Genomic DNA, 25461 nt, shown 5'->3' on the forward strand with positions numbered 1-25461 from the left:
CATTTCATGAATATCGCCAAAATTGCTGCCACCACAACAACAGCCCTGTTTCTCCTGAATGCATGCAAGGGTTCAGGATTGTCACAGGAGGGGAGCACAAATGACCCAGTGGTGGCGCGAGTGGGCCCGGGTGCAATCACCGCGAGTGAATACAAAGCAAGACTCGAAGAGCAACCGCCCCTCATCCGGTCCCGCTACGGTTCGCTGGAAATGAAGAAAGAGTTCCTTGACACGCTGGTCCGCTTCGAAGTGCTTGCGCAGGAAGCCCGGCGTCAGGGGTTGGAGAAGGATCCGGAGTTCCAGGCAGCAGTGGAGAAGCTGCTGGTCCAGCGGCTGGTCCAGAAGCAGGCGGCGAGCGTGGCGACCGTGCCCCCCACGGACGACGAGGTGCGCAAATACTATCAGGAGCACCTCACGGAGTTCGTCCGGCCCGAAAAGGTACGGGTAAGTCAGGTCTTCCTGGCGTCCGCGGAAGGGGACGCCAAGCGGGCCTCGGTGAAGGCGGAGGCGGACAAGTTGGTGGCGGAGATCCGCAAGCAGGAGGCGGGTCCGGTGAAGACGGCGTTCGCGGAGCAGGTCCGGAAGCGCTCGGACGATGCGGCCTCTCGGGATGCGGGAGGCGACCTGGGCCTGTTGACACACGAGCAACTGGCGGCGAAGTGGGGCCAGCCCGTCGCGGATGCCACCTTCGGCCTACAGACCCTCGGCGAGGTCGGACTCGTGGCGTCCTCGCGCGGGTTGCACCTCTTGAAGCTGACGGCCCGGCAGCCGGGCTTTTCCCAGACGGTGGACCAGGTGAAGCCGCGCATCGAGAGCCGCCTGATGGTCGAAAAGCGCTCGCGGGCCATGGATGATCTGATGGCGGGGCTGCTGGGCAAGACGAAGGTGGAGGTCGATGAGAAGGTATTGAGCAGCCTTTCTGTCGACAAGGATGGCGTGGGCAACGCGCAACCTTCGCCCTGAGGAGAAAAGCGGCCCAGCCTTTCCATCGCGAAGGCAGGGCCCCTTCGCCCTTCCCTGCTGGCAAGCCGAGGAGGGCTTCGTCGACCCGTTCTTCGCCTCGGCGAAAATAGCGAGCCCTGCGTCGGAAAGACGAAGCGGGACAAGGCGACGACGGTCATGGCCGCTGCAGACGGAGCTGGTCCTTCTCTCGCCATTGCGCGGCGAGCGCTTCTCCCCACGCAACCAGCCTCTTCGGAAGCACCCTCGACGAGAGCCTCATCGACGAGCTTCCCCGCGACTCATCGGCGACAAGGCCTATGACGCTGAGTCGCTCGGCGATCGGCTGTGGCACGAGCAGGGAGTGACCTTGAAACACGAGCGACCACGCTTCAGACGCCTACTTCATCAGCTCAACTCCTTCCGAATCAAACACCGAAACCACCTGACTCCCCTTGAACACAACAACAAAACGACCCGGCAACGCCAAGACACGCGCAAGCGCTGGACGAATGCGCAACAACTGCCAAACCCTCAGGCTCCTCAAGGCAAAGTCTCCTCCATCCGCCAACGAACCCACAAACCACCCAGAATCCCCCGCCTCGACATCAACGCTCCTCTCAAGATAGACCCATTCCGCAGAAAGACAGCCCTCCGCAACAACAACCTTGTCCCACAAATTCGCCTGCTCAGGCTCGACCCCCAGCGCCCGAGCACAGCCCAACTGAGCCACCAACAACGCCAACAGAAAAGAAATATCATCGCCGTCTCCAAGGACAGCCTGCCCGTCAACAACAGGGAGCCCTACAGTCATCCGACCTCCTCGCTCTCCAATCAAAAACAACATCCCCCCGAAATTAAAGACATCGCCCGCCCTGAAGACCCTCCCTTCCGCACTCATCCGACCGATAACATCTAGAAGAACAGCCGCCTGAGCAGCAAGTCCATCGGAGCAGAACACGACAAATTCCCTACCACCCACTTCGCGCACGAACTCACCCATTTGCCACCAGCTCCCGACACAACTCCGCCACCGACATCCCTGGCTCCTTCGGACCATTGACTACAGGAAATGTACCAGCCGAGATGAGTCGGGTGCCACTGCCTCTCATTGCCGTCGAACCTCCAGAGGCGTCAGGCAGCCGAGGCTCGAGTGAGGCCGGGCCTGACTGTAGTGCTGTCGCCACGCAGCGATGACAACCTTCGCCTCTGCCCTGGAACGGAACCATCCCATGCTGAGGCACTCGTCGCGAAATCGTCCGTTGAAGCTCTGGTCGGTGCCGTTCTGCGAGGGCTTGCCTGGAGCGATGTGCGCCACTTCGATGTGCATCTCCTCGTCCCACCGCAGGATGGCCGGGGCCACGAACTCCGACCTGGTGTCACTGCGCAGGTGCCCGCCCCCCCCCCTCCCTGGCTCACCCACTTCGACAACAGCCCGACCCCTCGTCCGAACCGGATGGCGCCCGCGAAATCAGTGGCGACGCATTCGCGCGTCCACTCGTCCACCACGGTGAGTCATTTAAGCTGCGGCCCGTTGGCGCAACCGTCGAAGACGTCGTCGTAGGCTCACATTTTCTTGGCCCCCCTTGGCGGCAACCGGCGCGGGCGGCTGCTCGCCACGTACCAGCTGGGCCGTCTGCGCGGCATCTGCAAGTCCTCCTTCCGCCAGTGTCGATATGCCCTGTCTGGACACATCCGGTGGCCGTCGCGCCCCGGTCGGTCAGCTCCTTCCAGCAGGGTCGATCTGGGCCCCTGCTCTCTGTCGACCGCCGAGTGAACAGTCATGAGAGGTGTTCTAGCGCTGCCACCAAGACAACGGAGCCTTTGAGATGGGATCGTAGGCATTCGCAAACATCCAACTGGCCCCCTCGACACGCGAGACGGCCTCATCGAAATAATCGGCCATCCGGTCGAACCCCACCGCGGCCGGGACAGTAAAGATAACGACGGTCTCTCCGCCACCATCCAACCATCCCCCAAGTCTGGAAACCTCTTCGGCCATCCGCTCGGTCTCAGGGCCACGGTTCATTCCCTCCGCCGGAAAGAAGAACCAAATACAAAAATTTCCACCCCGCTTGAGCACCGTGAAGCCCCCGTCACCCACCAGCTCAATCTCATCCCCCGCGGCGAGCCCCTCGACCAAACCGGGTGAGTACAACAAGCGGTAGTGTCCCCCCACCTGCTCTATGGGCAGAGTCTCTTTCAACGGCCGAGAACCAGGGCTGACTCGTGCATTCAGCGCAATTTCCACGACCCACCCACACCCTCTCCGACCCCAAGGAACGCCACGACTTCATTCGCCAGGACATGGACCGTTCGCGAGTGGCGAAGGAGGGCAGAGGTCGAGGGCGCAATCGAGCTCCGCAGGCAGCACCGTGAGAGTCTTCTGGCCCGCCACCTGCCGGAGGAACCACTTCGGAGGCAGGGCGCCAATGCTGAAGTCGACCAGCTTCTGGCCATTGTAGGACCACGCCACGAGCATCGCCTTGCCTTCGATTTCAATCACGAGGCCAAACCTGCGCTGATTGTCTTTCGTGCTCACTTCGACTGACTTGAAGGCCAGCTCGACGGCGCGGTCGCACGCGTCGAGCCGGGCGCCCTCGAGACGCTTCGTCGCAAGCTCGACCCGCGCCCTCCACGCCGCTGCAACGGAGTCGGCAACGGGTGCGCCGCCGCGCGTCGGTGTGCTGGGAGCGGAACCGAGCATCATCAGGGTGGCAACGACGATGAGGGGGCGGATCATTGACGCTCCGGGTGCGTGGAAGAGACGCAGACTCGTCGATGATAGCGGAGTGAAGCCGGGAAGCTCTTGTAGAACCGCGTCAAGCTCGCCTCCCGGCGAACCGCGTGAACGCATCCGTGTCCACGCGGACACCCTCTGCGAACAAAGAGAACCGCGCCCCGCTCCAATTGAGCCAGCACTGGCGGGGTTGATCCGTGCGCACAGGTGGCTTCACCTGCGCTCATTCACGGCGCTCAGCCCTGATGGACCGCCACTGGAACCACGGCGGATTCGACTCCTTGCGCATCCAGTAGCTGCTTCAGCCACTGCATCTCCGCCCGGGTCCCTTCCCGCACGACGCCGGGAATCCGAGCCCGCAGCGCACCTGTTTCAGCGAGAGACAACCGCAACTCCGACCTCAGGAGCCGCAACGCGAACACGATCCGGCGGCCCGAGTCATGAACAGCCAGTCCCCAAGTCCCCTCCTCCCGGAGCAGCGCCTGGAGGAATGGCTCTGGCGGTATCCCAAAGCCGTCCATCTCGCGCTGCCTCCCACAGGATTCACACCGGGATGAGGCCCAGTACCTGAGACCTCCGAGCGTGGTCTGCCCGCAGTACAGGTCGACGGCGCGACCGCAGTCTCCACATGCGGTCTGCTCCACCTTCGTCGCTGGCATCCGTGCTCTCCCGATGGCGCCGGCATCCCGACGAACGTCTCCGAACCCGCTCACTTGTCGGAGCCGCCGTCCATTCCTGACACCGGGGTGCCCTCACCGCGGAACACTCGCACCGCACCTCCTCACGGCGCAGCCCCAGCGTCGCTGACAGGACTCCCGTGGCTCAGGCCCTCGCGCCGTCGTCGTACGACACGCGCAGGCCCTGGTGCGTCACGGTGATGAACGGACGGCCCCTCCAGCCGCAGTGCGTACAGACCGCGTTCGGGCCGCTCGCCGAGACCCGCACCGGCAGGTCCGACTCGCACACGGGGCACCCTTCCGGCAGGGTGTACTCACGAGGCTTCGCGTGGACTTCGGTCATGTCTTCAGCCGTAACGCAGCCTCCGGACCCTGCAAGGCCAGCGCCCCCCGAACCTGACGCCCACGTGAGCTGCCCCTCTGGCCAGCACCCCGCCATGGCCAACGCCCGCCACCCTGCCTCCCCTTGAAGTCTGTCTTTCGGATGAACGTTGGACGATGAACGGTTGGGCCCCGGTCCCGAATGTCTCGGGCCGGAGGATGCATGGACCGGACGAAGTCCCTTTCGCTCGCCGCCCTGGCTGCCCTGCTTGCCGCGTGCCTCGCCTCGTGTGAGGCGATCGCCCTGCCGCGCGACCCCTATCTCCAGCGCGTGGGCCCCGACACCGCGACCGTGGCCTTCCGGCTGACCGCGAACTGCGCCGCCTCCGAGGTGCGCTATGGCGTGGGCACTCCCACCCAGACAGCCCGGTCCACCGACACCGCGAGAATCCACGCCGTGGTCCTCACCGGCCTCTCGCCCGCCACCACCTATACGTATTCCGTGGAGGCCTGCGGTGAGACAACCCCCGCGAAGACCTTCACCACCGCCCCCGTGCCAGGCACCCGGCATGTGCACTTCGCCGCCGTGGGCGACTTCGGCACCGGCGGCAGCGACCAGAAACAGGTGGCCGCCGCCATGCTCGCCAACAAGCCGGAGCTCTTCGTCGCCCTGGGTGACAACGCCTACTCGTCCGGCACCGAGGCCGAGTTCCAGAACAACCTCTTCACCCCCATGGCCGCCCTGCTCGCGCAGGTGCCCATGTTCGCCACGCCCGGCAACCACGAGTACGTGACCAAGGAGGCCCAGCCGTACCTGGACAACCTCTACCTGCCCACCAACAACCCCGCGGGCTCCGAGCGCTACTACTCGTTCGACTGGGGCCACGTGCACTTCGTGTCCATCGACTCGAACTGCGCCATCGGGCTCGCCTCCGCGTCCAAGTGCACGCTCGACGCTCAGAAGGCCTTCGTGGAGAAGGACCTCGCCTCCACGACGCAGCCGTGGAAGATCGCCTTCTTCCACCACCCGCCCTGGTCCAGCGGCGAGCACGGCTCCCAGCTCACCCTGCGCCGCCAGTTCGGCCCCCTGTTCGAGAAGTACGGCGTGGACCTGGTCCTCACCGGCCATGACCACGACTACGAGCGCAGCAAGCCCATGCTCGGTGACGCCGAGGCCGGCAAGAACGAGCAGGGCGTTCCCTACCTCGTCGTCGGTGGCGGTGGCGCCACGCTGCGCACGTTCACCACGTCGCGCCCGTCCTGGAGCGTCGTGCGCGACGACGCGGCCCACGGCTTCCTCGACGTGAACGTCGTGGGTGGCACCCTCACGGCGAAGCTCGTGAAGACGGACGGCGGCATCCTCGACACGTTCACCCTCGACAAGCAGCTGCCCGCGCAGCCCGAACAGCCCCAGGGCACGCTGAACGTCGCCGTCGACAGCGCCAACGGCACCGCGCCCCACACGGCCTCGTTCACCGCGACGGCCTCCCAGGCGAACGCCACCGTCACCTGGGACTTCGGCGACGGCGCCACCGCGCAGGGCCCCCAGGCACAGCACGTCTTCGCCCAGGCGGGCACCTACACCGTGACCACCACCGCCACCGTCCAGGGCGCATCCCCCCTGACCGCCACCACCGTCGTCACCGTGACGGCCAGCGGCACGCCCGCCCCCGGCACCCCCGACCCCGACCCCGGCCCCCCGAACCCCGCCCCCTCCGACCCGTCACCGAGCCCGGAGCTGCCCTCCACGCCCGCGACGCCCGGCGTCACGCCCGTGGAGTCCTCCACCCCGGGTGGAGGCTGCGCCGCGGGCCCGTCCGTTGCCCTGATTCCCGCGGGCGCGGCCCTGGTCGCGGGGCTCGCCCGCCGTCGGCGCCGGAGCCGCTGACCCCACCGGCCGGGCCCCTCCCTCGGGCCTGGGAGCGCCCTGGCGTCGCGCGAGGCCCGCCCCCGGCCCCCTGGGGTGGACCTCGGTGCCCCAGGGCCCGGGGAAGGCCCCCGGACGCCTCCGCCCGGTCCCTCCAGGGCCTTCCGGGGGCGTCTTTTGCGTTCCCTGCTTGTCAACGTGGCCCAGGGGATGCAAAGGCCCCTGCCACATGGCCACGACTCGCAAGCCTGGACCTTCCCGCGGTGCCGCCTCCAAGCCCGGCGGGCCCCGCTCGTCCCGCCCCGGCGGCCCGAAGCGCAAGGAAGCCGGCGGACGCTCCGACAAACCGAAGATGAGCCGCGCCCAGCACGAACGCGCGCGCCCCAACCCGAACCGCCCCCTGCGCGAGGACCTCATCCTCCAGGCCTGCCTGGAGGCCTACGGCGGCGTGCGCCGCGAGGGCCGCCTGTCCGACCGCGCCCTGGAGTTCGTGCTGCGCCGCAAGACGCTGCTCTACTCCACCGAGCGCCGCGCCGTGGCCGAGCGCGTCTACGCGCTGCTGCGCCGCCAGCGCACCGTGGACTTCCTGCTGGAGCGCTCCCACCGGAACTTCGACGTGCTGGACGGCACCCGCCAGGACGTCATGCGGCTCGCCGCGTCCCGCATCCTCCATGGCGAGGACCCCACCTACGTCGCGCGCACCAGCGGACTCACCGGGCCGGACATCACCGTGCTCGACCGCCTCCCGGATGCCGCCGCGGAGCTGGACGCGCTGCCCGAGGCGAAGCGCTTCCCCATCGCCGCGTCGCTGCCGGACTTCCTCGCCGACCGCTTCCGCGCCGTCTTCGGCAAGGACGCCGCGCGCGCCGCCGAGGCGATGAACGAGCGCGCCCCCCTCATCGCCCGCGTCAACGCGCTCAAGGGCGACCGGGCCCAGCTCCAGGAGCGCCTCGCCCAGGAGGACGTGGAGTCCACGAGGCCCACGGCCCTGTCCCCCTTCGGCATCGTGCTGGAGACGCGGCTCAACATCTTCTCCCTCCAGAACTTCAAGGACGGCTGGATGGAGATCCAAGACGAGGGCAGCCAGCTGCTGGGCATGCTCGTGGACGCGCCGCCCACCCGCGTGGTGGACGCCTGCGCGGGCGCGGGCGGCAAGACGCTGCAGCTGGCCGCGCAGATGAAGAACCGGGGCGACCTGCACGCGCTCGACGTGGACGAAGGCCGCATGGAGGACCTGCGCAAGCGCGCGCGCCGCGCCGGCGTGCACAACGTGCGCACGCAGCTCATCCCCCACGAGGGCCCGGAGGCGGACGCCGCGCTCACGTCCCTCAAGGGCCTGGCGGACCGCGTGCTGGTGGACGCGCCGTGCAGCGGCACCGGCACCTTCCGCCGCAAGCCGGACGCCCGCTACCGCCTCACGCCAGAGGACCTGGAGATGCACGTGGGCCGGCAGAAGGCCCTGCTCGCCCGCTTCGCCATGCTGGTGAAGCCCGGCGGCCGGCTCATCTACGGCACGTGCAGCGTGCTGCGCGAGGAGAACGAAGAGGTGGTGGAGGACTTCCTGTCCAAGCACCCCGACTTCAGCGTGCGCCCGGTGGCGGAGGTCCTGGGCGCGGAGCTGGGCGCGAAGCTCGGCACCGGCCCCTTCCTGCGGCTCGCCCCGCACACCCACGGCACCGACGGCTTCTTCGGCGCCGTGCTCGTCCGCGCGAAGTAACCCCCGCCGTCCCCCCAGAGAAAGGCCCCTGGCCATGTCGCAAGCCGTCCACTACCGCGTCGCCATGCCCCGCCCGCATGCGCACCTGTTCGAGGTGGAGGCGACGTTCCCCGCCGGGCCCGACGTGCTCGAAGCGGTGATGCCGGTGTGGACGCCGGGCAGCTACCTGGTGCGCGAGTACGCCCGCCAGGTGCAGGACGTCACCGCCGTGGGGGCGGACGGCCAGGCCGTGCCGGTGCGCCGCGTGGACAAGCGCACCTGGAGCGTGGACGCGGGGGGGCGGTCCGTCACGCTGCGCTACCGCGTCTACGCGAACGAGCTCACCGTGCGCACCAGCCACCTGGACGGCAGCCACGGCTACTTCAACGGCGCCACCGTGTTCCTCTACACGGAGGGCACGCGCGCCCTGCCCCACCACGTCACCGTGGACGCGCCCCCGGGCTGGCGCACGTTCTGCGCGCTGGACTCCGAGGGGGCCACGTTCCAGGCGCCGGACTACGACTCGCTCGTGGACAGCCCCTTCGAGGTGGGGCCGCACACCCCGCTCACCTTCACCGCCGCGGGCGTACCCCACGAGGTCGTGGTGTGGGGCGACAGCGTGCCGGACGCGGACCGGCTGTGCGCGGACATGCAGCGCATCTGCGAGACGCAGGCGCGCATGTACGAAGGCCTGCCGCTGAAGCGCTACCTCTTCCTCGTCTACCTCACCGACAAGGGCCGCGGAGGGCTGGAGCACCAGGCCTCCACCGCGCTGCTGTTCCCGCGCACCGGGCTGTCCTCGCACCGGGGCTGGGAGGACTTCCTCACGCTGGTGGCGCACGAGTACTTCCACCTGTGGAACATCAAGCGGGTGAAGCCGCGCGCGCTGGTGCCGTTCGACTACTCCCAGGAGAACTACACCACCCTGCTGTGGGCCTTCGAGGGCGGCACCGCCTACTACGACAACCTCCTGGTGCGCCGCGCGGGCCTGATGTCCGCGTCGCGGTACCTGGCGCGGCTGGGGGAGACGTTCAGCCTGCTGCACTCCACCCCGGGCCGCCGCGTGCAGACGCTCACCGAGGCGTCGCTCGTCAGCTGGGTGAAGCACTACCGCCCGGACGAACACTCCACCAACAGCGCCATCTCCTACTACCTCAAGGGAGAGGTGGTGTGCGCGCTCCTGGACCTGGAGCTGCGTCGCGCCACCCACGACGCGAAGAGCCTGGATGATGTCATGCGGTTGCTGTGGCAACGCCATGGCGACGGCTCCGGCGTCCCGGAGGACGGCGTGGAGAAGACCGCGAGCGAGGTCGCGGGCGTGGACCTGACGCCCTTCTTCGACCGCGCGGTGCGCTCCACGGAGGACCTGGACTACGGCGTCTTCGCGCACGTGGGGCTGGAGGTGTCCTTCCGCGTGCGCGAAGCCCCCAACGACAAGGGCGGCACGCCGCCGCGGCTCAAGGGCGAGCCCAAGCCGAAGGGCTGGCTGGGCGTCACCCTGCGCGGCTCCTCCACGCTCTCCACGGTGCCGGAGGGGACGCCCGCGCTGGAGGCCGGCCTGTACCCGGAGGACGACGTGGTGGCGCTGGACGGCTGGCGCGTGGACGGCGCGGGGCTCATCGCCCGCTGCGAGGACAAGCGCCCCGGAGACACCGTGCGGGTGACGCTGTTCCGCCGCGACCGGCTGCTGGAGGTGCCGGTGGTGCTGGGCCAGAAGCCGGCGGACGCCGTGTGGCTCCAGCGCGTGGAGCGCCCCACCGACGCGCAGAAGGCCGCCTTCCAGACCTGGCTGGGCGCCCCCTGGGACGAGACTCCCGGCCCGGCGTAGGCTTGACGGCCGAATGGCCGCCATCCCCCCCACCGCCTGCGCCGCCCACCCCACGGTCACCGCCGGCTGGCGCTGTGAGCACTGCGAGGCCCTGCTGTGCCCCGCGTGCGTGGAGGCCCGCCGCATGGGCCCGGTGGAGTACTTCGCCTGCGGCGGCTGCGGGGGGACGGCGAACGTGCTCCTGCGCCACCGCTCCCACCGCGCCCTCCGGGAGCGCCTCGCGGGCGCGCTGCGCTTTCCCTTCACCGTCCCGGGCCTCCAGCTGCTCATCGCGGTCAGCGGGGTGCTGGCCGTCCTGCGGTCGCTTGGAGGAGGGCTCCGCGTCATCAAGGCATTGCCGCTGACGCTCGCGCTGGGCGTCTTCTGGGCCGCCTTCTTCGCGCTCGTGCGAGGAACGGCCCGGGGCGACTCCGAGCCGGAGTCCCCTGGCTTCACCCACCTCTTCCGGGACAACCTCCAGCCCGGGCTGCGCGGCCTGGGCGTCACCATGGGCGTCTTCCTGCCCGCGCTCATCCGCGCCACCCTCCTGCTGCCCCCGGCGTCCGGAGGCGAGATCTTCGCGAGGCTCACCCACCCGCTGGAGGCCCTGTGGGTGCCGACCGTGTGGGGGGACCCGTTCGTCTGGGGGCTCGCGCTCGTGGGCCTCGCGTGGTTGCCCTGGGCGCTGTTGCTGGCCGCCACGTCCCAGTCGCTCTTCAGCGCGCTGAATCCGCTGCGCACGCTCGCGTGCGTCCGCGCGGTGGGGCGCGACGCGGCCACCGTGACGGGAGTGTTCCTGCTGCTGGCCTTCCTCCAGGGCGTGATGCACTGGGGCGCGGAGGTGCTGCTCGACCTCGACGTCTTCCTCCTGCCCAACCTCGTCGCGGAGGCGCTGACGAGTCTGGTGCCCTTCGCCACCGCGAGCATGCTGGGGCTCGTCCTCTACGTGCACGGCGACACGCTGGGCTACCTGCCCGCGCGCGACTTCCTGGAGCCCACGCTGGGCGACGCCACCCCTCACCGCGCCCCCCCGGCGCTGCGTGAGGCCCCGGCCCCGGAGGCCGACGACCCCGACACGCCCAACACCGCGGCGGCCCGCGCGCGGCAGATGGACGCGCTCGCCGCGGCGGTGGACGCTCGCGATGTGGCGAAGGCGCTGGCGCTGTATGGCGACCTGCACGTTCTGCCCCGCCTGAAGCTTTCGCCTTCGCATCACCTGTTCGTCGGACAGGCCGCGGCGGTGGAAGGAGATTTCCCACTGTCGGTCAAAGCGTTGGAAGCCGCGGCCGACACGGCGCCCGACGACCCCACCGCGCCCCGCGCGCTGGTGCTGCTTGCGCGCGTGCAAGGGGAGAAGATGGGAAACGCGGCGCGCGCGGAGGAAATCTACCGGTACATCCTGCACCGCTATCCGGCCACGGAGGCCGCCCGTTTTGCCCACTCGAGGCTGACGTCCCAAGCGTGAACCACGCATTGCAGCCCCCGTCCCCCGTTATCAGATTCATCGCATGGGACGGGTTGGGGGCGTGGGGATGGGGAAGCGTTGGCGGATGCAGGGGATGGTGGGACTTCTCGCGAGCGTGCTCGTGGCAGGGTGCGATGAGGCCCCCAGCGCGAACCGCCACGAGGACAGCTGCGCGGAGCCGGTGTCGCTGCGCGTGAGCGTGATGTCCTCGGACGGCGCGTTCGTCCAGGGCGCCACCGTGACGGCGACGAACCTGGAGAGCAACGTCAGCATCTCCGGCATGACGGACGAGCGCGGCGTCACCACGGCCGTCAACGAGACGCTCGCGCCCAGCCCCATCCGCGTGATGGCCACGGCGGGCACGCACGTGTCGCGCGCCGAGCGCGTGGAGTGGACGTGTGAGGGCTGTCACTGCACGCCTGTTCCCGACAGCGTGACACTCCAGTTGCAGGACTGATGTCGCTGTTTCATCGGCGGGAACCGGGGCGAGCCTGAAATCCGCCGTCCCGGGCCGTCCGGCGGTTGTGCACACCCCACCGTGCGCGGTACCACTTACGCCATGCGTCAAGTCCGCATGCGCGCCTCCGCGTCGGTCAGGCTCTCTCGCAGCCCAGCCGCCCGTCCGTCCGCTCTGACGGCGTGCGGCCATGCGTGTTGTCGCGGCACTGGTGTTCCCCCACTCCAGTAAGCCGTGCAACCGCGCTACCCGCTGGGTAGGCCATCCCGAAGGTCCCCCATGTCCGCAGAGAGTTTGCAGGCGCTGCTCGAATGCTCGGTCTCCGAGCTGACTGGCCGGTACGTCACGCAGGCCCAGCCCGTGCCCCAGGGCTTGTTGGAAGCGCTGGAGGCGGATCCCCGCCAGGGGGCGCAGGCGCTCGCGCGCAGGCTGCGGACGCGCCAGGAGAAGAACCGGGCGGAGGGCCAGCGGCTGCGGCACCTGCTGAAGTTCGAGACGGAGCTGTGGGAGCAGGGCCTGCTGAAGGTGGCGGGAGTGGACGAGGCGGGCATGGCCCCGCTCGCGGGCCCCGTCGTCGCGGCGGCGGCCATCCTGCCCAAGGGCTATCGGCTCAAGGGCCTGGACGACTCGAAGAAGATCCTGGACCCGGACAAGCGCGAGGCGCTGGCGGAGGCCCTCAAGCGCGACGTGGTGGCGTGGGCGGTGGGCCGGGCGGAGGTGGAGGAGATTGATCAGCTCAACATCTACCACGCGGGCCTGCTCGCCATGCGCCGCGCGGTGGAGGGGCTGGGGCTGACGCCGGACTACGTGCTGGTGGACGCGCGCACGATTCCCCAGTGCCCGGCTCCGCAGCGGGGCATCATCAAGGGGGACTCGCTGTCGCTGAGCATCGCGGCGGCGTCCGTGCTGGCGAAGACGACGCGCGACCGGCTGATGGCCGAGCTGGACGCGCGCTATCCCGGCTATGGGCTGGCGGCGCACAAGGGCTACCCCACCGCGCAGCATGTGCAGGCCATCCAGGCCTTGGGCGTGCTGCCCATCCACCGCCGGAGCTTCGGTCCGGTGCGCGAGGCGCTCGGGCTGGCGCAGCCCTCCGGGCCCGTCCCGATGCAGTCGGAGCTGTTCGCCGCTACTCCTATCCCGATGGCCAAGCGATGAGCGCGGATCGGGACATCGACGGGTGGCTGGCGGAGCGAGGCGTCACGCTGATGGACGCCCGTGCCCGCGCCCGGGGTGTGCTGGAGGAGGCGGGGCTCACGCGGCCAGGCAAGGCGCGCATGAGCGAGCCCAAGCTGCTGCGCGCGGCCGAGCTGCTGACCGAGCGTTTCTTCCAGGTGTGCGCGGATCCCGCCTGCCTCCAGGTGGCGACGGCGAGCGGCCGGGAGCCCCTGCGGGTGGAGCCCCGCAGCCACTGCGCGCGATGCGGCGGTTCGGCCAACCGTCGCGCGGAGGTGGCGTTCCTGGAGATGTGCCTCCAGCGCGGCGTCCACCGGGTGGTGGTGGTGGGCGGCTCGCCCGCGGTGCGCGAGGAGCTGGAGGCGAAGCTGGGCGCAGACATCTCCCTGCGCATGGTGGACGGCACGGAGCGCCGGACCTCCGACCGCGCGAAGAGCGACCTGGAGTGGGCGGACCTGGTGCTGGTGTGGGGCGCCACGGAGCTGCACCACAAGGTGTCTGGCCACTACACGCACGGCCCCCCCGCGCATCACCACAAGGTGGTGCACGTGGTGCGCCGGGGCGTGGCCGCGCTGCTCGATGAGGCGATGATCCACCTGCAGCGCACGCGCTGAAGCCCGGGGAGGACCGAGGCCAGGGAGGTCGGGGGAGACGCGCTTCCATCTCCTTCCCACCGGGGGGTACGCTCCGGGTGAACACGGGCGTGGGCTCAAGGTGAGCCCCCCGACGCGCGAGCGACCTCCATGCCCCGCATCCAGATCGACAACCTGATCATCTTCGGCGACAGCATGTCGGACATCGGCAACAAGGCCGCCACCGGCCTGGGCGGGTTCGCGAACACCGTCGGGCTCATGCAGGTCAACGAGCTCGGGCGCTTCAGCGACGGGAAGAACTGGACGGACTTCGTCTGGGAGTGGGCTGGCGGCCTCTCGATGTTCCGGGGCGCGGACCCGTTCAACGAGGAGTCCACCGCCAAGAAAGAGAGCGTGGCGGCGACCGTGGTCCACCGTTCGCTCACCGTGGATTCGAACGAGGACTCCGGCTTCGGCCGGCCCATCACCTATGTGAACTACGCCGAGGGCGGCGCGATGGGGGCCTCCGACCGGCCCTCGACCGGGCTCGGAACGTTTCGCCAGCAGGTGCTCCGCTTCCGGGCGGAGCTGACGCGGTGCCCGCTGTCCGGGACGACGCTGTTCATCATCTGGTTCGGGCTGAACGACCTGGTGACCAACAAGCGAGACCCCGCGACGATGAAGCAGGTCGTCCTTGAGATGTTCGGGCTCATCCGAGAGCTCCACATCGCGACCGCGGGCCAGGGCCACTTCCTGTTGATCAACCTGCCGGACCCCGCGGACGCGGCGCGCTACGCGAAGAAGAAGACAGAGAAGCTCGTGTGGGGTTTCACCAAGGGAGCCATGAGCTTCAACGCGCTGCTCGCGGAGTTCGTCGGGGCGGCCAATCCCAATCACTTCCGGCTGGTGGACATGTTCACCGCCCTCAAGATGATCAACGCCTCCCTGGACAGGAACCACCTGACGGCGGGAGCGCAGGCAGGAAGGGTCCCCGTGAACTATCCCCACGTCGGGCCGCTCCCCGCCCCTCCCCTGGTGCCCGGCCCGCCCATTCCCCGGCTCGCGCCCCCTCCCTCCAGTCCCCACGCCCGTTCAAAGCCATTCGTGGCGGTGGACGCCCCCCGGTTCTCATACCGGTACGCCCCGCTGCCCCCGACCCCGGTCGCGACGAGCGACAAGGCGCATCCCACCCAGGCGGTCTACCGGCTCATGGCCCGGGAGATCGCGCGAAACATCGTGGGCCGCTATGAGCTTGGGAAGCTCAGCCAGAGCATCGAGTGCCGGGGAGTCGAACCCGAAGCCGACGCGGCCTGACACATCCCCGCCGGCTCAGCCCTCCCTGCGGAGGATCTGATTCTTGTACCAGCTCATGGACGTGTTCACGATGACGCGCGCGTCGCCCTCCGTGTACTCCGTCATCGTGTTGGGCCGGAAGCACCGTTCGATGCGCATGGTGACCAGGTTGTTGTCGATGCCCGTGATGCGCCCGACGACGTCGTACGCGACCATGTAGTCCACGCGGATCAGATCGCCGACCTGATAGTCCGCGGGGGGAGGCGGCACGACCACCGCGACAGCGCTACCGCCGCCGCCCCCTGAACTCGAGGAGGCGGTGGAAGTGGTCGTCGTCGAGGCCGTGGACGACCCACCCTGGCCCTTCTTCTGGGCGCGCTCACTGCGCTTCGCGGCGATCTCCGACGCCCGGATCGCCCGGTGCTCGTCGAAGCGGAACTGGAAGGAACTGGACGCAGGCATCGTGGCGGAAGGACGTGAAGACGACGCCGTCCCCAGGAGCGTGGCGTACCGGGGATAGACGCTCATCGTGAACCAGAGCATGAAGAGCATCTTCTGCTCCTCCGCGTCCTCCAGCCCTCCGAGCGTGAGCATCTGCCTGCGCAACTCATTGAACTGGTCGGAGGACAGGAAGCCCTTCTGGACGACCTTCTGCTTGAGCTGGTTGTAGTCACGGAGGTGATGCTCCGCGAGCTTTTCAATCATCTTGTTGATTCGGTTTTCGCTGATCGATGAGTATTTGAGGAAGCCCGTGTCCCGGTTTTCGATCTGGAAGAAGAGCGGATAGCCCTTGATGGGATTCGCCGTGTTCATCGCCGCGTCGCAGCGCATGAAGTAGTCCATCAGCTCGGTGAAGCTGTCGCCCTCGAAGAGACACAGCTGCTTGATGCGGGAAGCACCCACCGGGTTGGGAAGGTCCGGGAGGCTCTTGGTCCGGTCGAAGTAGAGCGTCGGAACGCCCAGATACATCAGGCGCTCCATCGAACCGCTCCGCATGCCGACCTGGATGACCCGGTGCTGCGAGGCGAGCTGGAGCAGGAAGTTGATCTGCGCGCCCATGGGCCTGCCCTTGAAGGGTTCGCGCTCGAAGAACTTGATGAGGTTGTGGTCCTTGACGCCCTTCTTGAAGCCGCTGCGCAGGTTCAGCAGCGTGCCGACGTCCTCTTCCGAGTACCCGTAGTGCTTGTTCAGGTACATGCTGAGCCGCTTGTATTCCTCCGCGGTCAGGCGCTTGCTGAGCGAGATGCCGAGGACGAGCGCGGCATGCTCCAGCGCGGTCTTGGACAGCGCCGCGGTGCGGGACGCGTCCGCGACGGTCGAGCCGAAGTCCTCCACGAGCTCATCGCCGATGGGGACGAACAGGATGGGCACCTTCGTTTCGGTGGAGAGCGCCTTCACCATGTGACGGACCTGCTTGTAGAGGGTCACGTTGGTGTGGTGTTGGGGCTTGCCAGGGCTGGGCGCCTTGCCCGAGTCATCCCGCTCGTAGTCCCCCAGGATGGCGCTCGCCTCGTCCTTCTTCGCGCCGCGAATCCAGAACAGCAGGATGATGGGTTCGGGCGCTTCGCCTTCGCGCAGCCCCATCCGGGTGACCGGGTCCTTGCGCCCCAGCAGGTCGGTCATGAACTGCCGGAGGAACAGCTGGTTGGCGTCCGCGTAGTCCCGCGTGCAGTGGAGGACGGCCCGGCGCAGCGCGTCCGCCACGACCGCGAAGCCCCTCGCGGTGATGCATTGGCGAACGTAGTCCGTGGACTTGCTGATGTAGGCGAACTGGACCTCCGCCTCGTCCCCGAGCGAGAACGTCCAGCCCACCAGGGTCTTGAACGCCTCCCGCGTGCGCGGGCCCAGGCTCCTCACGAGGAAACGGAGGGAGTCCTCGGCATAGCCGGAGTGCGCCTTGAGGTAGTCGCGCAGGCGCTCGTGATCCTTCCGGGAGAGGGGCTTCGCCAGTGAGAAGCCGAGGACCCCGGCGGCATACGCGAGGGTGGCCGGGTCCACCTTCACCAGACTGTCGAGCTGGGCATCCAACGACTTGAGCCACAGGCTCGGATCGTTCTCCTCCCCCGTGAGGAAGAGGGACACGAGCCGGGGGTTGCTTTTGAACATCTCCCGGTTGGCGGTGATGATCAGCTCGTTGTCACCGCCCTCGTATTCAACGACGTCGACGTTGTCGCGGAAGCGGCAGCGCGCGAGCACGAGCTGGGGGCCCAGCTGCCCGAAGGACTCGAAGTAGCCCAGCCGCGTCTGGACCTTCCGGGTGTAGTCCTGGACCTCCTGTGAGGCGCCCAGCACGCCGGGTTGATACAGGTCGTCGTTGATCCAGAAGAGGCCGATCCGCAGGGCGTCCACCGCGAGCGCCCGGTTCAACACCAGGGCGTAGATGAGCCCGTAGGTGTCGCCGTCCTGGAACAGATGGTGATTGATGAAGACGACGCGCATGGGCTCACCCCTGCGCTCACTCTCGCGACCCGGGAGAGACCGGTCAATGACCCATGGGGTTTCACGATGACAGGTATTACAGGCCGGTGGTGCGACAGCCGCCCCCAGAAACCAGACATCGCATCCATAAAACAGGCCATCCCATTCTGGCCGACTGGACTCACAATCGTGCGCGCATGCCGCGGCAGCACGGACGCGGTCGGGCCTCCAAGGGCTCACGGCGTCAGACCCTCCAGTTCGACAGGGGGTCCAGAAGCCGAGGCATCAGCGCGGCGTGGAGGCCCACTCCCGACCGAGCAGCGCGTACTGGAACTCATCGCCCCAGGCGCCCTTGAAGAAGATGTTCTCGATGAAGTGCCCCTCCCGCCGCATGCCCACGCGCTCCAGCACGGTGGCCGCGGCGGTGTTCTTCGCGTCCGTCACGGCGAAGACGCGGTGCAGGGACAGGGTTCCAAAGACATACTCCAGCAGGGTTCGCACGGCCTCGGTCCCCAGGCCCTGGCCCTGGTGCTCGCGAGACAGGGTGAAGCCAATCTCTCCCAGCCGTGGATCATCCGCGTCCACCCGCAGCGCGCAGTCCCCCATGAGGACGTCGGTGTCCCTCGACGCGATGGCGAACTGGAACCAGCCGGGCTCGCCGGGCTGCCGGCCGCGCATGTCTTCGATGAGCTGGCGTCCCCGGCTCGCGTCGTAGTCCGTCCAGCTCTGGTACCGCGCCACCTCGGGGTCGTTCCGGTAGGCCACCAGCGCGCCCAGGTCCTCCGCGCGCAGCCGCCTCAACACGAGCCTCCGAGCCACCACCCTCTGGAACTCCGGCACCGCCATGCGCCCCCTCCCGCGTCAGGCCACGGCCTGGAGGGAGGCTTCGCGCGGCACCTTCGCGGCGGCGGCGAGCACCACCTCGGGCCCCGCGCCGTCCTTGTGGGCGTTCTCGCTCAGGTGGCGGCGCCAGGCGCGCGCGCCCTGCAGCCCCTGGAAGAGGCCCAGCATGTGCCGGGTGATGGCCCCCAGCGGGGCGCCCTGGCTCCGCTGCGTTTCGATGTACGGCATCATCGCGTCCACCACCTCGTGTCGCGTGAGGGGGACCTGCGTGCTCCCGAAGAAGCGCCGGTCGGCGTCCGCCAGCAGGTACGGCGACTCGTAGGGCGCGCGCCCCATCATCACGCCGTCCACGCGGCCCAGGTGCTCGGCCGCCGCGTCCAGCGTCTTCACGCCGCCGTTGAGCGTGATGTCCAGGTGCGGGTACTCCGCCTTCAGCCGGTGCACCAGCTCGTAGCGCAGCGGCGGCACGTCCCGGTTCTCCTTGGGGCTCAGGCCCTGCAACCACGCCTTGCGCGCGTGCACGATGAAGCGCGTGCAACCGGCCGCGGAGACGCGCCGCACGAAGTCCTCCAGCGTCGGCCACTCCTCCATGTCGTCGATGGCGATGCGCGACTTCACCGTCACCGGGATGCGCACGGCCTCGCGCATGGCGGCCACGCCCCGGGCCACCAGGTCCGGCTCCGCCATCAGGCACGCACCAAACCGGCCGGACTGCACGCGGTCGCTGGGGCAGCCGACATTGAGGTTGATCTCGTCGTAGCCCCACTCCTCGCCAATGCGCGCCGAGGCCGCCAGGTCCGCGGGCTCCGAGCCCCCCAACTGGAGGGCCACCGGGTGCTCGTCCGGCGTGAAGCCCAGCAGGCGGTCGCGCTTGCCGTGCAACACCGCGCCCGTGGTCACCATCTCCGTGTAGAGCAGCGTGCGCCGCGAAATCTGGCGGAAGAAGTACCGGCAGTGCCGGTCCGTCCAGTCCATCATCGGCGCGACACACAGCGGCATGGGGTAGGCCAGGGCAGTCATCGCCCTACCCATATCCGGACTCCCGCCGTCCGCCCAGGGTCTCCCAGGGGCCCCTCCGGAAGCAGGCGGCCGGACAGGCTCCCATGCCCGCCCCACCATGCCCCCTGCCCCGCCATGGCTTCGCGCCGCCCGGAACAACGCGGACGGGTGCGACGCCATCCGCCGCGCCCATGGCCGCCCCGGCCGCTTCGAGGAGCACCGCCCTCAAGCGCGCGGCCTGAGCCGGACGCCGCCGGACCTCAGGCCGGAGGGCCCAGCACCACGCCCTGCTCCGCGAGCCACGCATCCACCAACCGCTGGCCCGCGTCCGTCAGCGTGAAGCCCAGCCCGGCCCACTGCTGGCCGTTGAGCATCACCACCTGCCCCAACGCCCGGCCGAACGCCGCTTCCGGCGCCATGTGCTTGAGCAGCGCGCCCGCGTAGTGGTGGAGGAACAGGTCGAAGTTCTTGGCGAAGTCCGGGTGCCCGGGAATCGAGTCGCTGCGCGTGTCCGCCGCCATGTCATAGCCCTGGATGAGCGCGCCGAACCCCAGCACCTCCACCAGGAACGCATGCATCCGCTCCTGCCCCCGGACCCGGCCCGGCAACCACCGCTCCGGCCCCGAGGGCGTCTGGAACGTCCACAGCCCGCGCTGACGCGTGGCGGCGAAGGGCAGCCCCCTCACCTCTCCCCGGACCGCGCGGCGCTGAACCCGCAGCGGCGTCGCGCCTGAACGCGCGGGGAAGTACACGATGACCGCCGGAGCAGAGCGGGCGCAGTTCATGAGGGGCACGACTCCCGAGGGGGAACACCAGCATCGGAATTATCCGGCGCCAGCGCGCCCGAGTTGCGTCGTGGGCAACACTTTTCAGGGGCCGCCGGGCGGGGGGCCGGCGAGCGCCTCCACGGACGCGGGGAGCATGCCCCGCTCCAGCGCGGCGTGGAGCATGTTCATCTGGGCGGTGACCACCGCGCGCGACACCTTGGCGCCAGCGCCGTCGCGCACCAGCAGCTCCAGCGTGGCCTGGGCCAGCAGCAGGGGCAGCGTGGTGAAGGCGAGCACGTCCCGGGGCGCCCCCGCCAGGTGCAGGGCCCGCACGTAGCGTGCGGCCGCGACCAGGTCCTCGCCCGCCAGCCGCTCCACGTCCTGGAGCCGCACGCGCTCCGGCAGCCACAAGCGGCCCTCCTGGCGGTCCTGCCGCGCGTCCTTGAGGATGTTGACCAGCTGCAAGCCCTCGCCGAACAGCGGGGCCAGCGACCGCAGGTGAGGCGAGAACGGCGCGAGGCGCGGATCCAGGACGAACAGCTCCGTGAGCAGCTCGCCGACCAGTCCCGCCACGATGTAGCAATAGTCACGCAGGGACTGGAGTGAATCGAGCGTCAACTGCCCGCCGGCGGTGGCGCCCGCGAGCACCTTGCGCATGCCCTGCACCGTCTTCAGCACGAAGTGGCGCAGGATGGCGCCGGCCTCCGGGCGCAGCGCATCCAGGCTCGCCAGCAACGAAGGGGTGCGCCCGAGGAGATCCAGGTAGCCCGCGTTCTCGCTGGGGCGGCGGGACAGCCACTCCCGCGACATCGCCCCGGCGTCGGCCTCCGGGGCTTCCTGGAGCAGGGACTCGAAGCCGGCCAGCGCCTCGCGCCGCGCCTCGCGCGTCCAGGGGGCCGCGTCCTCCAGCGTGTCGGCGACGCGCAGGAGCAGGTAGCCCAGGCCCACCTCGCGGCGCAGGGGCTCGTCGAGCAGCGGGATGGCGAGCGCGAACGTGCGGCTCGTCCGAACGAGCAGGTCCGCCAGTTCGTCATCCCGGAACGGCAGGGCCGTCACTGTGGGGGCGTCACTCAAGGAACCGTCCTTCGGGAAGGGGCACGGGGGATTGCCCTGGGCCCTGACTGCCACAAGCCATCCACCGACACACGCGAGAACCGCCGCGCCGCGTGCCAGGGCCACCGCACCGAAGGCGCCCTGCAAGCACCCCGCCCGGCCCCGGCTCCAATACCGGGAGTCACGGCGCCAGGGCGCGCGGGAGGCCACGCCATGTTCCAGACACGCGGACGGGGGCCCGCGCGGCGACGCGCTTCCGGTGCACGGGCCCCGCCGAGGACGGCTCAGGGCGCCGGAGCGACGGTCGGCTTCGGCTGGGCCGGGGCCGCGGGCTGAACCGGCGCCGCGGGGGCGGGGGCGGGGGCGGGAGCCGCCACGGGCTCGGCCTGGGGCTTCGGCTCGGGCTTCTCGTGCGACTCCAGCATCTTGCCGTTGTCGGCCGCGATGCGGCGGTACCACGCGTCCGGGTAGCGGGGGTGGCCGACCTTGCCCGTGGCGTCACGCACGTTGCCGTCGATGTACTTCACCAGCAGCTGCTCGCCCAGCTTGCGCCAGCGCGAGTGCACCTTGTCGCCCTGCTGCAGGGAGTACTCGGTGAGGTACTGGCGGGCCTGCTCCGGCGTGCGCTTGTAGAGCACCTGCGCGATGCTCTCCACGTTGGCCTGGTCCGCCAGGAACTGGCCCTCCAGCTCCCCCTGCGCCTTCTGCACGTCCACGATCATGTCGCTCCAGCGCCCGTAGGCCTGGTTCGACACCCAGTTGAAGACCCAGAAGGACGAGTCCCAGGAGAAGTCACCCCGGCTGGCCACGCCCTGGGCGAAGTTCTTCGGCGCCTGCCGGATGCCCGCGTACATGGGCGTGTAGACGGTGGTGAAGGTGTCATCCACGCCGAACCAGAGCACCCCGCCGATGGCGTCCGGCAGCGACGAGCGCATCTGCGCGACGAACGAGAAGCCCGTCTGCTGCGTGGAGATGGCGCGCTCGTGCACGTAGCTCTTGCCGTCCACATCCCAGGTCATCGGCCGCCAGCGGTAGGGCACCGCGTAGGGGCCCGCGCCCACGTCCTTGGACATGTCCAGCGGCGTGCCTTCGAAGTGGTCGCGCATGAGGGCCATCGCGTCCTGCACGGACACCTTCTTGTCCGGCTTCACCCACAGGGGCAGCCGCTTGCTGGGGTCCGCGCCGTCCGCGAACTCGATGCCCAGCTTCAGCGACGGGGCCGCGCGGCGGAAGATGCTCCACACGCGCGCCTCGCTGAAGCGCTGCCCCCCGAAGTCCAGCGGGTGGTACGTGTCCGCGAAGCTGAAGTCCTTGTCCGCGCCGGTGTACCAGCCCTTCGCGCGCGCGAAGGAGATGACGTCCGGCGAGTACAGCGTCGTGGCGGGGTCATTGAGCGGGAACTGGCGGATGCGCGACTGGTTGGCGTGCGCGGAGATGAAGCCGTCCGGCAGCTTGCGGGCCACCCACACCGCGCCCTTCTGGCCCTCGCCCTTGCCAATCAGCTCCAGGATCCACGCCTCCTTCGGGTCGGCGATGGAGAACGTCTCGCCCGTGGAGGCGTAGCCGTACTCCGCGACCAGCCCGGTCATCACCTGGATGGCCTCGCGCGCCGTCTTCGCGCGCTCCAGCGCGATGTAGATGAGCGAGCCGTAGTCGATGAGGCCCGCGGGCCCCTCCAGCTCCTTGCGGCCCGTGAAGGTGGACTCGCTGATGGAGAGCTGGTGCTCGTTCATGTTGCCCACCACCGAATAGGTGGCGGGCAGCTCCTGGATGCGCCCCAGGAACTTGCCGGTGTCCCACTCCACGACGTCGCGCATGGCGCCGGCCGCGTGGCGGCGCGCGGGCGTGTAGTACAGCTCGCCGTACAGCTCGTGCGCGTCCGCCGCGTAGGTGATGAACGTGGAGCCGTCCGACGTGGCGCCCTTCGTCACCAGCATGCTGGTGCATGCATCCGCGACGGGGGCGACGAGCACCGCCGTGAGCGGCAGCGCGGCGAAGAGGGTCGAGGGGAATCGGGTCATGGCGGCGCAATCTAGCAGGACCTTCGGCCCCTGCCCGCCCGGGCAGGTTGCCCGACCGTCTGGCGCCCGGGCTCCATGCGTGAAGCCAATGGCCGCCGAGCGCCGCGCTACTTCCCGGCCCTCGCGACGCATGGCACCGCCGCCCCGGGGACGATAGGGTTGCCGTTCACAGTCCCTGGGCCGCCCCTGGCCCCAGGACTCCCTTTGGAGGAAGCCGTGACGGAGATCGTGGTGGGCCTGGTGGTGTTCTTCGTCCTCACGGTCGTCCTGGGCCCCGCCCTGTGGAGCTCGCGCATCTGGTGGAGCAAGGCGGACCGGGAAAACGTGCGGGACAAGCACGGCCGCCCCCGCAAGGACGCGTAGGGCAGCCGCTCCGCTGGCCGGGCGCTACTCGTCGCCCTGGCGCAGCGCGGCCAACACGTTGAGGTCCTCCAGCGTGGTGGTGTCCTGTGACGACGGCCTGCCCGCGGCCACGTCGCGCAAGAGCCGGCGCATGATCTTCCCGGAGCGCGTCTTGGGCAGCCCTTCGGCGAAGCGGATCTCATCCGGCCGGGCGATGGCGCCAATCTCCTTGCCCACGTGCGTGGCCAGCTCCTTCTTGAGCGCCTCCGAGGGCGCGTGGCCCTGCTTGAGCGTCACGAAGGCCACGAGCGCCGTGCCCTTCAGGTCGTCCGGGCGCCCCACCACCGCGGCCTCGGACACCTTGGGGTGCGCGACGAGCGCGCTCTCCACCTCCGCGGTGCCCAGGCGGTGGCCCGCGACGTTCACCACGTCGTCCACGCGGCCCATCAGCCACACGTAGCCGTCCGCGTCCGTGCGGGCGCCGTCGCCGGTGAAGTACATGCCGGGCAGCTCGCTGAAGTACGTGTTCACGTACCGCTCCGGGTCTCCGTACACGGTGCGCAGCATGGACGGCCAGGGCTTGGTCACGAAGAGCAGGCCCCCCTGCCCCTTCGGCACGCGCTTGCCCTCGCGGTCCAATATCTCCGCGTGGATGCCGGGCAGCGGGAAGGTGGCGGAGCCGGGCTTGGTGGGCGTGGCGCCGGGCAGCGGGGAGACCATGATGCCGCCGGTCTCCGTCTGCCACCACGTGTCCACGACGGGGCAGCGTCCCCCTCCGATGACGTCGCGGTACCACATCCAGGCCTCGGGGTTGATGGGCTCCCCCACGCTGCCCAGCAGGCGCAGCGAGGACAGGTCGTGCTGCTTCACCGGAGCGTCGCCCAGGCGCATGAAGGCGCGGATGGCGGTGGGCGCGGTGTAGAGGATGGTGGCCTTGTAGCGCTCGATGATGTCCCAGAAGCGGTCCGGCCCCGGCTGCGTGGGCGCGCCTTCGTAGATGACCGTGGTGACGCCGTTCATCAGCGGGCCGTAGACGACGTACGTGTGGCCCGTCACCCAGCCCACGTCCGCGGTGCACCAGTAGATGTCGTCGTCGCGCAGGTCGAACACCCAGCGCGTGGTGAGCGACGCGTTCATCGCGTAGCCGCCCGTGGTGTGCAGCACGCCCTTGGGCTTCCCGGTGGAGCCGGAGGTGTAGAGGATGAACAGCGGGTGTTCGCTCTCCACCCACTCGGGCTCGCAGACGTCGGACTGGGCCTTCAGCAGCGCGTCCCACGCCACGAACTTCGGCCCTTGCGGCAGCTTCCCGTCGCCGGTGCGCGTGAGCACGACGACCTTCTCGATGCTGGGGGCCTGCGGGAGCGCGGCCTCCACGTTCTTCATCAGCGGCACCACCGCGCCCTTGCGCCAGCCGCCGTCCGCGGTGAGCAGCACCTTCGCGCCCGCGTCCTTCATGCGGTCCTGGAGCGCTTCGGCGGAGAAGCCGCCGAACACCACCGAGTGCACCGCGCCCACCCGCGCGCACGCGAGCATCGCGACGGCCGCCTCCGGCACCATGGGCATGTAGATGCCCACGCGGTCGCCCTTCTTCACGCCCAGGGACTTGAGGCCATTGGCCAGCCGGTTCACCTGCTGGGACAGCTCGCCGTAGGTGACCGTCCTGCGGTCGCCGGGCTCGCCCTCGAAGAGGATGGCGGGCTTGTCGTGGAGCTTCGGCAGGTGCCGGTCCAGGCAGTTGTAGGCGAGGTTGGTCTTGCCCTCCACGAACCAGCGCGCGTGGGGCGGCTTCCAGTCCAGCACCGTCTGGAAGGGCTGCTTCCAGAAGAGCTCCTCGCGGGCGCGGTCGCCCCAGTACTTCTCCGGATCCTTCGCGGCCTCGTCCCACAGCCGCTGATAGTCCTGCATGCCGCGGATGTGGGCCCGCCGGGAGAAGTCCTCGGGCGGGGGGAAGACGCGGGATTCGGTCAGGACCGAGACGATTTCCTGCGTGTCTGCCATGGACGTCCCT

22 protein-coding genes are annotated in these 25461 nt (G+C 69.3%); 10 read left to right on the top strand and 12 right to left on the bottom strand.

What is annotated here, in order from left to right:
* The first annotated feature begins 6 nt into the window (after positions 1-6).
* Entirely contained in the window at positions 7-963 is a 957-nt protein-coding gene (locus GTY96_RS05965) for a peptidyl-prolyl cis-trans isomerase (RefSeq protein WP_235685421.1), read from the top strand.
* A 376-nt stretch (positions 964-1339) separates the two neighbouring features.
* Here GTY96_RS05965 and GTY96_RS05970 read toward each other — a convergent pair whose 3' ends face one another.
* From GTY96_RS05970 to GTY96_RS05990, 5 genes are all read right to left on the bottom strand, one after another.
* On the bottom strand, positions 1340-1942 hold the full coding sequence (locus GTY96_RS05970) for an immunity protein Imm33 domain-containing protein (RefSeq protein WP_161664160.1): 603 nt from the start codon (positions 1940-1942) through the stop codon (positions 1340-1342).
* Positions 1943-2047: 105 nt separating this feature from the next.
* A complete protein-coding gene (locus tag GTY96_RS38695; protein ID WP_407926971.1) occupies positions 2048-2269 on the bottom strand; it encodes an integrase core domain-containing protein in 222 nt (73 codons plus the stop codon).
* A gap of 465 nt (positions 2270-2734) precedes the next feature.
* Positions 2735-3190, bottom strand: coding sequence for a DUF4265 domain-containing protein (locus GTY96_RS05980; protein ID WP_161664162.1), 456 nt, complete (start codon positions 3188-3190; stop codon positions 2735-2737).
* Positions 3191-3232: 42 nt separating this feature from the next.
* Positions 3233-3682, bottom strand: a complete 450-nt coding sequence (locus tag GTY96_RS05985; protein WP_161664163.1) for a hypothetical protein — start codon at positions 3680-3682, stop codon at positions 3233-3235.
* An 819-nt stretch (positions 3683-4501) separates the two neighbouring features.
* Positions 4502-4699, bottom strand: coding sequence for a hypothetical protein (locus GTY96_RS05990; protein ID WP_143899139.1), 198 nt, complete (start codon positions 4697-4699; stop codon positions 4502-4504).
* A 201-nt stretch (positions 4700-4900) separates the two neighbouring features.
* Between GTY96_RS05990 and GTY96_RS05995 the strand changes: the two genes are divergently transcribed.
* The 8 genes from GTY96_RS05995 (at position 4901) to GTY96_RS06030 (ending at position 15031) form a co-directional block, all read left to right on the top strand.
* Positions 4901-6565, top strand: coding sequence for a metallophosphoesterase (locus GTY96_RS05995; protein WP_161664164.1), 1665 nt, complete (start codon positions 4901-4903; stop codon positions 6563-6565).
* A 331-nt stretch (positions 6566-6896) separates the two neighbouring features.
* Positions 6897-8261, top strand: a complete 1365-nt coding sequence (locus GTY96_RS06000) for an RsmB/NOP family class I SAM-dependent RNA methyltransferase (RefSeq protein WP_370456550.1) — start codon at positions 6897-6899, stop codon at positions 8259-8261.
* 34 nt (positions 8262-8295) lie between these two features.
* Positions 8296-10068, top strand: coding sequence for a M61 family metallopeptidase (locus tag GTY96_RS06005; protein ID WP_143899142.1), 1773 nt, complete (start codon positions 8296-8298; stop codon positions 10066-10068).
* A 13-nt stretch (positions 10069-10081) separates the two neighbouring features.
* Positions 10082-11512, top strand: a complete 1431-nt coding sequence (locus GTY96_RS06010; RefSeq protein WP_161664165.1) for a tetratricopeptide repeat protein — start codon at positions 10082-10084, stop codon at positions 11510-11512.
* A 94-nt stretch (positions 11513-11606) separates the two neighbouring features.
* The gene (locus tag GTY96_RS06015; protein WP_235685422.1) at positions 11607-11969 is read left to right on the top strand and encodes a carboxypeptidase-like regulatory domain-containing protein; all 363 of its coding nucleotides are present in this window, start codon (positions 11607-11609) and stop codon (positions 11967-11969) included.
* A gap of 279 nt (positions 11970-12248) precedes the next feature.
* Positions 12249-13127: a ribonuclease HII gene (locus GTY96_RS06020; RefSeq protein WP_161664166.1), complete on the top strand. Its 879-nt coding sequence runs from the start codon at positions 12249-12251 to the stop codon at positions 13125-13127.
* The gene (locus GTY96_RS06025) at positions 13124-13759 is read left to right on the top strand and encodes a hypothetical protein (protein ID WP_143899145.1); all 636 of its coding nucleotides are present in this window, start codon (positions 13124-13126) and stop codon (positions 13757-13759) included. The genes GTY96_RS06020 and GTY96_RS06025 overlap by 4 nt, the downstream gene beginning before the upstream one ends.
* A gap of 129 nt (positions 13760-13888) precedes the next feature.
* Positions 13889-15031: an SGNH/GDSL hydrolase family protein gene (locus GTY96_RS06030; protein WP_161664167.1), complete on the top strand. Its 1143-nt coding sequence runs from the start codon at positions 13889-13891 to the stop codon at positions 15029-15031.
* Between the two features lie 15 nt (positions 15032-15046).
* Here GTY96_RS06030 and GTY96_RS06035 read toward each other — a convergent pair whose 3' ends face one another.
* From GTY96_RS06035 to GTY96_RS06060, 6 genes are all read right to left on the bottom strand, one after another.
* The gene (locus tag GTY96_RS06035; RefSeq protein WP_143899147.1) at positions 15047-17449 is read right to left on the bottom strand and encodes a hypothetical protein; all 2403 of its coding nucleotides are present in this window, start codon (positions 17447-17449) and stop codon (positions 15047-15049) included.
* 264 nt (positions 17450-17713) lie between these two features.
* Positions 17714-18274: a GNAT family N-acetyltransferase gene (locus tag GTY96_RS06040; protein ID WP_161664168.1), complete on the bottom strand. Its 561-nt coding sequence runs from the start codon at positions 18272-18274 to the stop codon at positions 17714-17716.
* Positions 18275-18289: 15 nt separating this feature from the next.
* On the bottom strand, positions 18290-19291 hold the full coding sequence (gene dusA / locus GTY96_RS06045; protein WP_143899149.1) for a tRNA dihydrouridine(20/20a) synthase DusA: 1002 nt from the start codon (positions 19289-19291) through the stop codon (positions 18290-18292).
* Between the two features lie 239 nt (positions 19292-19530).
* Complete coding sequence (locus tag GTY96_RS06050; protein ID WP_143899150.1) at positions 19531-20055, bottom strand: hypothetical protein; 525 nt, start codon at positions 20053-20055, stop codon at positions 19531-19533.
* Positions 20056-20139: 84 nt separating this feature from the next.
* On the bottom strand, positions 20140-21111 hold the full coding sequence (locus tag GTY96_RS06055) for a squalene/phytoene synthase family protein (protein WP_161664169.1): 972 nt from the start codon (positions 21109-21111) through the stop codon (positions 20140-20142).
* Positions 21112-21374: 263 nt separating this feature from the next.
* Complete coding sequence (locus GTY96_RS06060) at positions 21375-23111, bottom strand: dipeptidase (protein WP_161664170.1); 1737 nt, start codon at positions 23109-23111, stop codon at positions 21375-21377.
* Positions 23112-23327: 216 nt separating this feature from the next.
* Here GTY96_RS06060 and GTY96_RS06065 point away from each other — a divergent pair, with 216 nt between their 5' ends.
* On the top strand, positions 23328-23474 hold the full coding sequence (locus GTY96_RS06065) for a hypothetical protein (RefSeq protein ID WP_161664171.1): 147 nt from the start codon (positions 23328-23330) through the stop codon (positions 23472-23474).
* 24 nt (positions 23475-23498) lie between these two features.
* On the opposite strand, the gene acs is transcribed toward GTY96_RS06065, so the two are convergent.
* Positions 23499-25451 carry an acetate--CoA ligase gene (gene acs, locus GTY96_RS06070; protein WP_161664172.1) on the bottom strand — a complete coding sequence of 651 codons (1953 nt, stop codon included), beginning with the start codon at positions 25449-25451 and terminating at the stop codon, positions 23499-23501.
* Positions 25452-25461: the final 10 nt, after the last annotated feature.

The sequence above is a fragment of the Corallococcus silvisoli genome, from assembly GCF_009909145.1.
Classification (GTDB): domain Bacteria; phylum Myxococcota; class Myxococcia; order Myxococcales; family Myxococcaceae; genus Corallococcus; species Corallococcus silvisoli.

What these genes read in the sequence shown, in the direction of transcription:
- GTY96_RS05965 (WP_235685421.1), top strand. Translation starts at nt 7, where the DNA reads ATGAATATCGCCAAAATTGCTGCCACCACAACAACAGCCCTGTTTCTC.
- GTY96_RS05970 (WP_161664160.1), bottom strand. Translation starts at nt 1,942, where the DNA reads ATGGGTGAGTTCGTGCGCGAAGTGGGTGGTAGGGAATTTGTCGTGTTC.
- GTY96_RS38695 (WP_407926971.1), bottom strand. Translation starts at nt 2,269, where the DNA reads ATGCACATCGAAGTGGCGCACATCGCTCCAGGCAAGCCCTCGCAGAAC.
- GTY96_RS05985 (WP_161664163.1), bottom strand. Translation starts at nt 3,682, where the DNA reads ATGATCCGCCCCCTCATCGTCGTTGCCACCCTGATGATGCTCGGTTCC.
- GTY96_RS05990 (WP_143899139.1), bottom strand. Translation starts at nt 4,699, where the DNA reads ATGACCGAAGTCCACGCGAAGCCTCGTGAGTACACCCTGCCGGAAGGG.
- GTY96_RS05995 (WP_161664164.1), top strand. Translation starts at nt 4,901, where the DNA reads ATGGACCGGACGAAGTCCCTTTCGCTCGCCGCCCTGGCTGCCCTGCTT.
- GTY96_RS06000 (WP_370456550.1), top strand. Translation starts at nt 6,897, where the DNA reads ATGAGCCGCGCCCAGCACGAACGCGCGCGCCCCAACCCGAACCGCCCC.
- GTY96_RS06005 (WP_143899142.1), top strand. Translation starts at nt 8,296, where the DNA reads ATGTCGCAAGCCGTCCACTACCGCGTCGCCATGCCCCGCCCGCATGCG.
- GTY96_RS06010 (WP_161664165.1), top strand. Translation starts at nt 10,082, where the DNA reads ATGGCCGCCATCCCCCCCACCGCCTGCGCCGCCCACCCCACGGTCACC.
- GTY96_RS06015 (WP_235685422.1), top strand. Translation starts at nt 11,607, where the DNA reads ATGGTGGGACTTCTCGCGAGCGTGCTCGTGGCAGGGTGCGATGAGGCC.
- GTY96_RS06020 (WP_161664166.1), top strand. Translation starts at nt 12,249, where the DNA reads ATGTCCGCAGAGAGTTTGCAGGCGCTGCTCGAATGCTCGGTCTCCGAG.
- GTY96_RS06025 (WP_143899145.1), top strand. Translation starts at nt 13,124, where the DNA reads ATGAGCGCGGATCGGGACATCGACGGGTGGCTGGCGGAGCGAGGCGTC.
- GTY96_RS06030 (WP_161664167.1), top strand. Translation starts at nt 13,889, where the DNA reads ATGCCCCGCATCCAGATCGACAACCTGATCATCTTCGGCGACAGCATG.
- GTY96_RS06035 (WP_143899147.1), bottom strand. Translation starts at nt 17,449, where the DNA reads ATGCGCGTCGTCTTCATCAATCACCATCTGTTCCAGGACGGCGACACC.
- GTY96_RS06040 (WP_161664168.1), bottom strand. Translation starts at nt 18,274, where the DNA reads ATGGCGGTGCCGGAGTTCCAGAGGGTGGTGGCTCGGAGGCTCGTGTTG.
- dusA (WP_143899149.1), bottom strand. Translation starts at nt 19,291, where the DNA reads ATGACTGCCCTGGCCTACCCCATGCCGCTGTGTGTCGCGCCGATGATG.
- GTY96_RS06050 (WP_143899150.1), bottom strand. Translation starts at nt 20,055, where the DNA reads ATGAACTGCGCCCGCTCTGCTCCGGCGGTCATCGTGTACTTCCCCGCG.
- GTY96_RS06060 (WP_161664170.1), bottom strand. Translation starts at nt 23,111, where the DNA reads ATGACCCGATTCCCCTCGACCCTCTTCGCCGCGCTGCCGCTCACGGCG.
- acs (WP_161664172.1), bottom strand. Translation starts at nt 25,451, where the DNA reads ATGGCAGACACGCAGGAAATCGTCTCGGTCCTGACCGAATCCCGCGTC.